Below are 12,760 nucleotides of genomic sequence, written 5' to 3' on the forward strand. Positions count from 1 at the left end.
AAATAAGCCAATCTAGTACACCTATAATTATAGGTGTACTAGATTGGCTTATTTCTAGGTTTACGCCTATCAGTGCATCCCCATTTGGCAGAGGATTTATTGGATTTATCGTTGCTGCAATTGTATTATACGTAACTGGATTGATTGTAGATGGATTTAATGTATCCTTTATAGGAGCCATTATAGGTGCATTAGTATTAGGGATAGTAGATGCAATAATACCCGGAGATCAAGTGTTGGATAATAAGTAGAATATATACAATAAACTAGAAACATCAAGCAAAGGTATTTGTCTTTGCTTGGTGTTTTTTTATTAAGGTGGTTAGCAAAATCGCAAAAGGAAGAGGTGTAAAGTTTCCTTTCTACTTTCCATTTTCTGTTTTATAATTTAAGAAAGGAACAAATTATGGGAATGATCGTCTAATAGAAGAGGGATAAGGAGTGAGGAAAATGGATGTTGTGGAACAAGAGTTAATCAGTAAGTCTAAAAAAGGAGATTTACTTGCCTTTGAAATATTAATAAATAAATACTCAAAGCAAGTTTTTAATATACTTCTACGCCTTCTAGGTAATCGGGAAGACGCAGAAGATGTGTCTCAAGAGGCTTTTGCTAAGGTGTATAAAAAATTACATACTTATAAAGGAAATAGCCAGTTTTACACTTGGCTTTTTCGCATTGCTATAAATGCAGGCAAAGATCATTTAAAGAAAAAGAAATGGGAGTACCCTTTAGAAACTCTTGGTGAAGATTCATTTTCCTTTCTTCAAGGCCACACTGTAGACCCAGAGACAACTGTAATAAATAAAGAAAAAAAAGAACTGATTGTAAGAGCGTTAATGGAATTAAACCTAGAGCAGCGAGCAATTATCATTCTTAGAGATATTCAAGATTTTTCCTATGAAGAAATCAGTAGAATTCTGGGGATTTCTATAGGAACAGTTAAATCTCGTATTAGTCGAACGAGAAAAATTCTAAAAGAAAAGCTAATAAACAAGCCTTATGGTTTGGGAAAGGATGAATAAAAATGGATTGTAAAGAATTGGAAGGAAAAATAGATGATTATATAGATGAACTCCTTTCTGTAGAAGAAACCGTTGGAATTAAAAGACACTTAGAACAATGTGAAAAGTGTCAAAATAACTACAGAGAAATGAAAAACACTGTGGATACTATAAAATCAATAGAGCTAGAAAAAGTACCTGAAAATTTTTCCCAGAAGATTATAAAGCAAATAAAAACCAGAAAGAAGGGAAATAAAATGAAGAGATTTTTACCTTATGCGGCTGTTTTTATTGTAGGTGTTTTGATTACAAGTTTATTGTTTAAGTCTCCCCTTAGTAATGCTTATGTGTCTGAAACCACATCTTCCGATGAAGAATTTGCTATGGATTCTCGTGTCGTAACAGATTTTGAGAATAATCAGGCGGCAGGGATTGAGATGGCAAAAGAATCTAAGGAAGATTCTTTGACAATAGTCAAAGATGAGGTCTTTGATATCGATAAAATTATATATCAAGGCACTCTTAGCCTGGACGTTGAGGATGCTAATAAGGCTATGGAAGGAATTAAAGATTATGTAAAGGAAAATGGTGGTTTTGTTGAGAGCTCCGATAATTATAATGGCAGCCACACCGATTCTGAGCTTTATACGAGTCATTCTTATTTGATCATTCGTGTTCCTGCTGAAAAATTTAATAAAGTAATAGATAAATTAAAAGAATTTGGAGAAGAGACTAGTACAAATATCAGCAGTACAAATATTTCTACTGAGTACAGAGATATTGAAAGTGAAAAAGAATCTTTAAAAATTCAACAAGATAGGCTAGTAGATTATTTGAAAAAAGCAGAAAAAATAGAAGATATGCTGACGATTGAGACAGAGCTCAGTAGAGTTCGAACAGAGCTCAATAGAATCAATACACAATTAGATCATTACGATCGAATGATAAGTTATTCGACTATTACGGTAAATCTTAGAGAAACAGGAACCTTAGCCACTACCGTAAAATCCCCCTTTGGGAAGTTATTAGAAAATATCAGCAAAGGATTTATCCAATCGATTAATCTGCTCTTGCAGGTAATTCATTTCGTGATTGTGCTCATAGCAAGAATGATTCCCTTTGCGATTATACTCCTTCCGGTAGCTTGGTTTGTAAGGAAGAAGTGGAAGAAATAGGTAGTTTTACTTACCATTTAGAACTTACAAGTCAGATGAGTTTAGTTAAAAATGCTAATTCCCAGTGAATTAGCATTTTTTCGTTTTCCACTTTCCACTTTCCACTTTCTACGTTACTTTTATAGAAAAAATTGTTATAATCTACTAAGTGGTCTATTATCCAGTTTGAATAAATGAGATGAGTTTTGACGACTATAGTATTAGAATTGAGGTGGCAATATTGAAGGAAAAAATGGTTATAATTGACGGCAATAGTCTTATGTATAGAACCTTTTATGGAATACGCCCTATGACTAGTAAAAGGGGGGTGCCTACAAATGCTGTGTATGGATTTGCAAATATTCTTTTGAATATATTAGAAAAACATCAGCCAGATTATGTAGGAGTAGCTTTTGACGAGAAAAAGCCTACTATTAGGCACGAAAAATTTGAAGATTATAAAGCGGGTCGCTTAAAAATGCCTGAAGACTTGGTAACTCAGCTGCCGCTTATTCATGAAATGCTGGACAAGTTAAACATTAGAAGAATATCTTTAGAAGGTTTTGAAGCAGATGATTTAATAGGAACCATAGCAAAAACCTATTCTGCAGAGGGCATTGAGGTGAAAATTTTGACTGGAGACCGAGATGCCTTTCAATTGGTAGATGACAATATCAATGTGCTGTTTACGAAAAAGGGCATTAGCGATGTAGATGTAATAAATGAAGAAGAAATTGAAAAGCTCTATGGTGAAGGGATTACCCCTAAAGCCCTTATTGAGGTCAAAGCTTTAATGGGTGATAAATCAGATAATATTCCTGGAGTAGCTGGTGTAGGGGAAAAGACTGCTATTAAGCTTGTACAACAATATAAAAACTTAGAAACAATCTATGAGAATATCCATGAGCAAAAGGGCAAGTTAAGGGGAAAATTGGAAAATGATAAAGAAAATGCTTTCCTAAGCAGGCAATTAGGCACGATTATTACTAATGTGCCAGTAGATTTTGAATTAGATGAATTTACAGCAAATGAATACAAGACAAAAGAAGCTGCAAACTTCTTTATGGAATTAGACATTATGTCTATTTTAAAGAGAATAGGAAATATAGATGAAGTCAAAGAAGAAAATACAATTAAGTCTTCTAAGGATGTTATAGATGCACTAGATAAATCTACGATGGATTCTATTTTAGAAAAGGCTAAGGCAGCAGGGCAAATCTTTATGACGTGGTATATCTCTAGTCATATGTATAATGAAAGAGTATTACATGGATTAGCTATTGGCATAAAAAAGGAAATCTTCTTTTTTCAAGATAATATAGACAAAGATGATTTCACCTTATTTTTTAAAGATATTATGAAAGATGAAGGAATTAAAAAGATTGGTCATAATTTCAAAGACCTTATGGTTTACTGTATGCAAAAAAAGATCTCTTTAAAAAATGCAGACTTTGATACCTATATTGCAGCTTATTTATTAGAGCCATCTGACAGCAGATATAATATAGATGATTTAGCTCAAAAATACCTGGATATAAATATGAAGAGTAGAGAAGAAGTAGTAGGCAAGAAAAAAAATCAACTTTCTTTTTTAGATATGGGTGAAGATAAAAAAGGACTTTTGATTGATAACTTAGAGGCTATTTGTCTTTTACAACCTATCTTTCAAGAAAAAATGGAAGAACTTGATATGGAGCATTTATATAAGGATATTGAAATGCCTTTAGTTGAAGTGCTGTCTTTTTTTGAGTATCAAGGGTTTAAAATTGACGTAGATGGGTTAAATGAATTAGATACTCAATTTGATAAAGAATTAGAGCGCTTGACAAAGGATATTTACGGTTTATCAGGTCGGGAGTTTAATATTAATTCACCAAAACAGTTAGGAGAAATTCTTTTTGAAGAGTTAAAATTGCCCGTAATGAAAAAGACGAAGACAGGTTACTCTACGAATGCGGAAGTCTTAGAAAAATTAAGGGGAGATCATCCTATTATTGAAAAAATATTAGAATATCGCACCATAGCCAAATTAAGTTCTACCTATATTAAAGGTTTTAAGGGAATCATCGATAAGCAACATCATAAATTGTACTCTTCCTTCCATCAGACTATAACTACTACGGGAAGAATAAGCAGTTCTGAGCCTAATCTGCAAAATATTCCAGTGAAGATTGAAATTGGCAGACAAATAAGAAAAATATTCATACCTTCATCAAAAGACAATGTACTTGTCGATGCAGATTATTCCCAAATTGAGCTTAGAATTTTAGCTCATATTTCTGGAGATGAAACATTAATTGATTCCTTTAAAAAGGGCGAAGATATTCACAGAAGAACGGCATCGGAAATCTTTAATGTCCCCCTAGAAGAAGTAACTAGCCTACAAAGAAGTCACGCCAAAGCTATTAACTTTGGACTTATTTATGGAAAACAAGCTTTTGGATTATCACAAGATATTCATGTTACAAGAAAAGAAGCTCAAGAGTATATTGATATGTACTTTGGACGATATCCAAAAGTTGAAAAATACATGAAAGATATTGTAGTAGAGGCAAAGGAAAAAGGATATGTGACGTCAATATTTGGTAGGAGAAGGTATATTCCAGAAATTAATTCAAGAAATAAAGTTATTGCCAATGCAGGAGAGCGATTAGCTTTAAATACACCTATTCAAGGTAGCGCTGCAGATGTAATAAAAATTGCCATGGTTCGAGTATACAATGAATTTAACAAAAGAGGTTTAAGATCTAAGCTGATTTTACAGGTTCACGATGAGCTTATTGTGGATACAAAAAGGGATGAAATTGATGTGGTAAAAGAAATTATAAAGTCAGAGATGGAAAACGCTGCTGAGCTAGCAGTACCGCTAACGGTAGATATTAATATTGGAGAGAATTGGTACGAATCTAAGTGAGGTCATAATATGAAAGCAATTGAGATTGGAGAAAATGAAGCTGGTCAGCGATTAGACCGATTTTTGTTAAAGTATATGAATAAAGCCTCTAAGGGATTTATTGAAAAAATGATCCGAAAGAAGCGAATAAAAGTAAATAAAGGAAAAGCTCAGCCGAATTACTCTCTGCAAGTAGGAGACGAAGTGCAATTGTATTTAGCTGAGGAAACCGTTGAGAAGTTTACACAAGAAAAATCCATAGATAAAGTATCTAAAAACATCAATATTCTTTACGAAGACGATAAAATCTTAGTATTAAACAAAAGCTCAAATACATTAACTCACGGAGAGGGAAACTCCCTTGTTAATCGAGCTATTACGTATCTCATTCACAGTGGCTCCTACAATCCAAAGGATGAAAAGACCTTTGTCCCTGCGAGCTGCAATAGACTAGACCGCAATACTTCAGGAATTGTCATAATAGGAAAGACTTACGATGGTTTAAAAGAAATCAATCAAAAAATTAAGGACAATCAAGTATCAAAGTATTATTTAACCCTAGTCAAAGGCGTAGTGACGAAGGCTCAAACATTAGAGGGGGATTGGATAAAAGAGGGGAACCAAGTCAAGATTACAAAGACTTCTTTAAATGACGAGGCAAAAAAAGTAATAACAAAAATAGAGCCTCTACATTCAAATGGGAAGGTAAGCTTACTACAAGTTGAATTAGTAACAGGAAGAACCCACCAAATAAGGGCTCACCTTAAATCCATCGGTCATCCTATTATAGGAGACCCTAAGTACGGAGATATAAAATGGAATAAAGAGTACGAGCTAAGCAATCAATTCCTACACGCCTATAAAATTATCATTTTAAACTACAACGGAAAAGAATCGCTCACTATTACAGCCCCACTGCCGAAGAAACTACAAGAAATTCTTGAAAGACAGTCATTATCCCTAGCTCCTAGTCCTTAGCACCAAACACCTTTGGTAGCTATAAAGACCATTGAAGAATACACGCAAGCTAGGGACTTATGGCTAGCGACTGCTTTTAAAGCTAGTGACTAACAACTAGCAACTAAAAGAACGGAGTGATGAAATGGGTTATTGGAATAGTAGAGGGCTTAGGGGAAGTACTTTAGAAGAGTATATTAATATAACCAATGATGAATACATTAAAAAAAACTTAGCAGTTATTCAAAAGATTCCAACTTTAATAAAACCTGTAGAATTAGATCAAAACAAGGGGATCATAAAGAAAGCTTATTTCGAACAGAAGAGCACAGTAGACTATATGGGCAATGTTCAGGGGATACCTGTATGCTTTGATGCAAAGGAGACGTCAAAGCAAAGCTTGCCCATATCCAATATTCATCGTCATCAAATGCTATTTATGGAGAAATTTGAAAAGCAAAAGGGAATCTCCTTTATTATTGTATATTTTTCTAGTAAGGATCAGTATTTTTTCATACCTTTTAAAATCATTAAAAGATACTGGGACAATGCACAAAATGGAGGTCGAAAATCTGTTCCCTATAAAGAGTGCCTTGAGAAATATGAAATCAAAAAGAAAGGACTGTTTTTAGTCCATTATTTAGAAACATTAAATACATACCTTTGTGATGTGGGAAATGAGATATGAAGGGGAGGACGTTTTTCGCCTATGGGCTAGTTCGATTTTTCTGTCCAACCGACTAACGAACCAACCAATTTATGACGGAGGAATAAATTTTTATGAAAGAAATAATAATATATACAGACGGTGGTTGCAGAGGGAATGATTCTTCCAAGGATAATGTAGGTGGCTTGGGAATCGTACTTTTATATCCAGCAAAAAATATTGTAAAAGAGTACAAAGAAGGTTTTTATAATACGACAAATAATAAAATGGAGTTGTTGGCTGTTATAAAAGCTCTTCAAATGCTAAAAGAGAGATGTAAAGTTACCTTGTACAGCGACTCAGCCTATGTAGTAAACGCCTTCAAACAAGGATGGATTGAGGGGTGGAAGAAAAAAAGCTGGACTAGAGGAAAAAGCGGTGAACTAAAAAACAAAGAACTTTGGATAGAACTAGACCAGTTGTCTAAAGAACATGATTTTACCATAGAAAAAGTAAAAGGTCACGCCAATGATAAGTACAATAACAGAGCAGATGAATTAGTAAATCAGGCTATGGACGCGTTGTAGATAAGGGAAGTTACTAGAAGCTAGTCTCTAGCTACCCAAGGTAGCTATGGAGACCCAAAAAAATACATGTAAGCTAAAAGGATAGTGACTAGCGACTACTTTTAAAGCTAGGACTAAAGTGGGGTGAATTATGAGAGGAAATGTTACAATCACGGTTCAAAACAAACAATATGAAGTGGAAAATGGAATGCTTGTAGCAGAATTTATTCAAAGGTTAGATTCCGATAATCCTATTATGGGTGTTAGCGTTGATAATAGGGTGCAAGATCTAAATTTTCTACTGACGAAAGACTGTAAACTAGACTTAATTGATTTAAGTTCTCCTCTTGGTGTAAAAATATATGAAAAGAGTTTGCTTTTTGTATTGATTAAAGCAGCTGAAATTGTTTTGCCACAAGAGGAATTATCTATTGAGCACTCTTTAGGAGGTGGGATTTATTGCGAGTTTAAAGGCAATAAAAGGTTAAAAAAATACGAAGTAGATAAAATAGCCAGTATTGTCGACAAAATTATAAAGGCCGATCTTCCTATTAGAAAAGTAACATGTAATAAAAAAGAAGCTATAAAAAAATTACCTCAAAAGAAAGATCTTTTTGAGTATATCAATGGAGATTCTATTTGCATTTATGAATTAGATGGTCTTTATGGTTACTTTAATGGATATATCTTACCGAATACTGGTTATTTGAAACAGTTCTACTTAAGATATTATTATCCAGGTTTTGTACTCCTTTATCCTAAAACAAATAATCAAAAAGTGGTAGAATTTGAAGATCAAAAGAAGTTGTTTCACGTTTTTTCCGACTATCAAAAATGGTGTAAATTCTTAGATGTTCAAGACGTAGTTTCTCTAAATCGCAAAATTGCAGACAATGAGATAGTAGAATTGATTCGAGTAGCAGAAACGAGGCATGCGAGAGATCTCATGAATATCTCTAATGAAATTGCATTAAATCCTGATAGAGCAAAGTTAATTGTCTTGGCAGGACCTTCCTCTGCAGGGAAAACAACGACATCTAAAAGACTTGCAACAAACCTATTGGTTCATGGTCTAAGACCGGTGACTATTGAATTAGATAATTATTTTTTAGATCGGGATAAGACCCCAAAAAACAGCAGGGGAGAATATGATTTTGATAGCATTAATGCCCTTGATATTGAGCTCTTTAACGAAAATCTACTACAATTATTAGAGTATAAGGAAGTAGAAATCCCAAGGTATAATTTTATTACAGGTAAGAGAGAAAGAGGATCAAAAATTAAGATTGCCAAAGAGAATCCAATTATCATAGAAGGAATTCATGGTCTCAACGAAAAATTAACTCACTATATTCCAAAAGAAAATAAGTATAAAATCTATCTCAATGCCTTAACTCATCTAAATATTGACTCATATAATCGAATACCCACTACAGATATTCGCCTTATTAGGAGATTGATTAGAGATTATAATACAAGAGGTCATAATGGAATAAGCACTCTAGCTATGTGGCGCTCCGTCCGAGAGGGAGAAGAAATAAATATCTTTCCATATGGGGAAGAAGCAGATTATATTTTTAATTCCGCTTTATTATATGAAATATCTGTTATGAGAAATTATGCATTGCCTATTTTAAAAGAAGTTAAGGAAGATAGTCCAATGTATATTCACGCTGAAAGAATAATCGGCTTCCTAGAACTTTTCTTACCAATAGAAAATACAAGTCAAATTTTAGGAAATTCAATAATTAGGGAATTTATAGGCGGAAGCATATATGAGTGATGGCAAGCCTTGTACCACTTCTTAAGGGTAGGTTTTAAGTTCTATTTATTTTGTCACCCAAAGGTAGCTTATTGGTTGTAAGTTCTACGTATTTAAGCCACCTAGGGGTGGCTTATTGTTTGTAGTCTCTATACTTAAGTCATATAAAGATGGTTGTTGGTTCTAAATTATATGCACGTTTAAATAATGAAGTCATATTTGGTGACTAAAATGCATTTACATAGAACGTACAACTCATTTCATGTTCATGTGTTGTACAGAGTCTGTAACAGTATCAAATGCTTTGTTAACGGTTTTTTTTACTTTTCGTCTTGTCTTATTGTTTTGCATCGATTTTACAATCACTGCTCCAGCTACAGCTGTCATAGTACTGATCATAGCATTTCTTGTGGTTTTATTCATGTTTTTTGCCACCTTTCCTTAGTATTTTATACTCATTTTATAGTTCGAATTTATCTTTTGCAGTATTGTATAAATTAATCAGGTATTTTCTGAAAATTATTAAGAAGATTACTAGAATTTATAAATACAGTAATGATAATATAGAGCGTAAATTAAATTTTTTGTTTAATAGAAAACATAATAATTTTTTTGTATTCTCTTGCTTTTGGAGCGTTAAGAAAGAAATATGAAGAATCGGTATGAAAACAATTATCTATATATATGGTATAATGAACTTATAAATAAATCGGGGGTGTTTTTATTGAATAAGAAAGAGTTGAGAAAAAAAGTTTTAGAGGCGAGGGATAAGATAAGTGATGAAGAGTTAAATTGCCGTAGTAAAGTGATACTTGAAAAAGTTAAGGAAATAGACGAGTTTAAAAAAAGCAAAACAATCATGATCTACGTTAGTTATGGTAAAGAAATCAATACTCATGATTTTATATCTGAGTGTATTTCAATGGGGAAAAATGTAATCACACCGATATGTAGATATAGCGATCGAACTTTAATTTTGGGAAAAACGAAGTCGTTTCCAGAAGGTTTTAATATGACCAAATATGGGATTTTAGAACTAGAACCTAATGAATGTGAACAGATTGATCCAAAAGATATTGATTTAATCATTATGCCAGGAGTAGCCTTTACAAAACAAGGAGATCGAATGGGCTATGGCGGGGGCTATTATGACAAATTATTATCAAAAGCGTCAGATAAGCTAGTAACAATCGCTCCTGTTTTACAAGAATTTATCTTTGACGAAATACCAATAGAAGCTCATGATATTCCTATGGATTATGTAGTTGCAGACGAAGATGTATTTAAAATAATTTAAATATATTTTAGTTGTATATACAAGTTGAAATGAATTTGTTATAATGAAGTACATCTATATTATTAATAAAATCACAATAGCATTAATGCATTTCACTTGTATATCATGAGAAGTCTTGTTTCGTCTTTGTCCAATACACGCTATTAAGAGTTCATAACAAATCTTTGGCTATAGTATAAAGACAAAGAGGTGTTATATTAGAATGGCGATGCCTTACTGAAAGAATACAAGGATATAAGATAAGCGCAGATGACTGAAGAATACGTTTTAGGCGTCTAGATCAGATTAGAGTGAATTGTATAGTGCTTTCGAGTAGACTTTTGTGCTCATAAGATATTGTGTTATATAAAGACAGAGGGAGAGTCAAATGCGAGGGCCAATTTATATTGTTATAGCTGAGGATTTAAAGAAAAAAATTAATTCAGGAGAACTTGCACCAGGAGACTCTATTTGTTCCGAAAATATGCTTTCTGATCAGTATAATGTATCAAGAATGACTGTTCGCAAGAGTTTGACTTTACTATCTTCTGAAGGCTATATTTACTCTATACCTGGAAAAGGAAACTATGTAAGTGTGCCAGATCAAGACAAGTACATTCTGTACTTTAATGAAATGAAATCGATTGAGGGTAGCGTAGATGAGACAAAGTTACTAGATGTCAATGTTGTTAAGCCAACTGCAGAAACTATGTGCAATATGAAGGTATTTGAAAACCAAAGACTTATATTAGTGCGAAGACTAATGTACATTGATACAAAACCTGTAGCTTATGATTTGAAATATATTCCCTACTATAGGGGCATGCCTGTAGTAGAAAAAGAAATTAACTATGCTACATTTCCTGAGTTAGTAGGCCAAAAAAAGTCTCTCTTTGCCATACGCAAAGAGTTGAAAATAAAAGCGCAAAGAGCATCTAAAGATGTAGTAGATAATTTGAGAATAAATGATGGGGATCCCATCATGGCTATTGAACAAAAACTTTTGGACGATGAGGATAAAATTGTTGGTTGGGGAACTACTTATTTTCTAAGTGATTATTTCCAATTACAAGCAATCTCTTCACTATAGCAAAATAATTTCTGTGCATTACAATAAATGAAAGGATTGCTTTGGGTTGGGAAATATGAATAATTTATTAATAGTATGCGAGACCATTCAAGATGAGATCGAAAAGGTTACAGAAAACATTGGATTTACTGGTGATATGATTTGGATGAATGCCAGTTTGCACAATGAACCTAATTGCTTGAGAAGTGAACTTCAAAAGGTTATTGATAGCCATATAGGCTATGATAATATACTACTAGGTTATGGAAGCTGTGGTAATTCCATAATTGGTTTAAAGGCAACTCATACAAGTATAGTTTTTCCCGTGACTGCTGACTGTATATCCATGTTGTTATGTGATTACCAAAATATAGATTATATTAGGAAAAATACATATTTCTTAACAAAGGGCTGGATCAATGGAGAGAAGAGCATATTTGTTGAGTATAAATATTGTTTAGAGAAGTACGGAGAAAAGAGAGCTAAGCGAATTTTTAGTGCAATGCTTAAGCACTATGAAAATTTAATGCTTATCGATACAAAAACTTATGATATGGATTACTATGGTCATATCGTTCAAGACCTTGCTAACAAGACAAATTTACGTTTTATAGTAGAAGAAGGTAGCCTGTCCATTTTGGAAAGATTACTGTCTGGAAAATGGGATGAATCTTTTGGAATCATCAAGCCAGGAGAAGAAATCGTATATAAACATTTTGGCAAAATTACAGGAGATGAAATGTCTCAAAGTTTTTAAGAATTTATATTTAAGTTATAGTATATATTTTTCTTTAATAGACAACATAAAACTTGCATTTTAGGATGCAAGTTTTATGTTGTGATAAGATATCTTTTTTAATGATCATCTTAATGTCTAAAGGTAAAATCTTTGCCCCGAAGCTTAGCCCTAAAGTTACTGATGGCTGGCAGCAGAGAGCTAAAGCGCAAAGATGATTTCTTATGGTTGACGGCAAAAAACCTTAAGGTTATAATTGAAAGGATAATTTGATTATCAAATTAACTTGATGGTGATAACGATGAAAGATATATACAGTATATTAAACGAGGCATTAGTAATTGTATTTAATTTGGTTCTTAAGGCAGAAGAAAAATTTATAAGGAGCTTAGGGGTGAATCTATCTATTACAGAAATTCATACATTAGAGGCAATTGCTAGTGATGTAGAAAAACCCATGAGCGAAATAGCTTCTAGATTAGGTATTACGTTGGGAACACTTACTACTTCTATTAACAATTTAGAAAAGAAGGGTTTTGTTAAGCGTAAAAGAAGTGAAAAGGATCGAAGAGTAGTTATAGTAAACCTTACGGACAAGGCTCATGATATTATGGGAAAACACACATCTTTTCACGAAAATATGGTACATGACATTGTAACGGAATTAAACAAACAAGAAGAGTATGCTCTAATGAAAGC

The 12,760-nt window shown here is 33.1% G+C and carries 13 protein-coding genes; 12 read left to right on the forward strand and 1 reads right to left on the reverse strand.

Annotated elements, in window-relative coordinates:
* The 8 genes from Q7P22_RS14405 to Q7P22_RS14440 all read left to right on the forward strand — a co-directional run.
* The coding region (locus Q7P22_RS14405; RefSeq protein WP_303865079.1) for a phage holin family protein at positions 1-251 on the forward strand (251 nt) is incomplete at its 5' end.
* A 199-nt stretch (positions 252-450) separates the two neighbouring features.
* The gene (locus Q7P22_RS14410; RefSeq protein WP_303865080.1) at positions 451-1,023 is read left to right on the forward strand and encodes an RNA polymerase sigma factor; all 573 of its coding nucleotides are present in this window, start codon (positions 451-453) and stop codon (positions 1,021-1,023) included.
* A 2-nt stretch (positions 1,024-1,025) separates the two neighbouring features.
* Positions 1,026-2,177: a DUF4349 domain-containing protein gene (locus Q7P22_RS14415; protein ID WP_303865081.1), complete on the forward strand. Its 1,152-nt coding sequence runs from the start codon at positions 1,026-1,028 to the stop codon at positions 2,175-2,177.
* Between the two features lie 211 nt (positions 2,178-2,388).
* Complete coding sequence (polA, locus tag Q7P22_RS14420) at positions 2,389-5,070, forward strand: DNA polymerase I (RefSeq protein ID WP_303865082.1); 2,682 nt, start codon at positions 2,389-2,391, stop codon at positions 5,068-5,070.
* A 9-nt stretch (positions 5,071-5,079) separates the two neighbouring features.
* Entirely contained in the window at positions 5,080-6,027 is a 948-nt protein-coding gene (locus Q7P22_RS14425) for an RluA family pseudouridine synthase (RefSeq protein ID WP_303865083.1), read from the forward strand.
* Positions 6,028-6,151: 124 nt separating this feature from the next.
* Complete coding sequence (locus tag Q7P22_RS14430; protein ID WP_303865084.1) at positions 6,152-6,694, forward strand: Holliday junction resolvase RecU; 543 nt, start codon at positions 6,152-6,154, stop codon at positions 6,692-6,694.
* Between the two features lie 92 nt (positions 6,695-6,786).
* A complete protein-coding gene (rnhA, locus tag Q7P22_RS14435) occupies positions 6,787-7,239 on the forward strand; it encodes a ribonuclease HI (RefSeq protein WP_303865085.1) in 453 nt (150 codons plus the stop codon).
* Positions 7,240-7,369: 130 nt separating this feature from the next.
* The gene (locus tag Q7P22_RS14440) at positions 7,370-9,001 is read left to right on the forward strand and encodes a nucleoside kinase (RefSeq protein WP_303865086.1); all 1,632 of its coding nucleotides are present in this window, start codon (positions 7,370-7,372) and stop codon (positions 8,999-9,001) included.
* A gap of 234 nt (positions 9,002-9,235) precedes the next feature.
* On the opposite strand, the gene Q7P22_RS14445 is transcribed toward Q7P22_RS14440, so the two are convergent.
* Entirely contained in the window at positions 9,236-9,403 is a 168-nt protein-coding gene (locus tag Q7P22_RS14445) for a hypothetical protein (protein ID WP_303865087.1), read from the reverse strand.
* A gap of 301 nt (positions 9,404-9,704) precedes the next feature.
* On the opposite strand from Q7P22_RS14445, the gene Q7P22_RS14450 reads away from it, so the two are divergent.
* From Q7P22_RS14450 to Q7P22_RS14465, 4 genes are all read left to right on the forward strand, one after another.
* Positions 9,705-10,277 carry a 5-formyltetrahydrofolate cyclo-ligase gene (locus Q7P22_RS14450; protein ID WP_303865088.1) on the forward strand — a complete coding sequence of 191 codons (573 nt, stop codon included), beginning with the start codon at positions 9,705-9,707 and terminating at the stop codon, positions 10,275-10,277.
* Positions 10,278-10,644: 367 nt separating this feature from the next.
* Entirely contained in the window at positions 10,645-11,346 is a 702-nt protein-coding gene (locus Q7P22_RS14455; protein ID WP_303865089.1) for a GntR family transcriptional regulator, read from the forward strand.
* Positions 11,347-11,401: 55 nt separating this feature from the next.
* A complete protein-coding gene (locus Q7P22_RS14460) occupies positions 11,402-12,082 on the forward strand; it encodes a DUF1638 domain-containing protein (RefSeq protein WP_303865090.1) in 681 nt (226 codons plus the stop codon).
* A gap of 280 nt (positions 12,083-12,362) precedes the next feature.
* Positions 12,363-12,760, forward strand: a 398-nt coding sequence (locus Q7P22_RS14465) for a MarR family winged helix-turn-helix transcriptional regulator (RefSeq protein ID WP_303865091.1), incomplete at its 3' end; no start/stop codon positions are given.

This window comes from Alkalibaculum bacchi (assembly GCF_937875145.1).
Taxonomy (GTDB): Bacteria; Bacillota; Clostridia; order Eubacteriales; family Alkalibacteraceae; genus Alkalibaculum; species Alkalibaculum bacchi_A.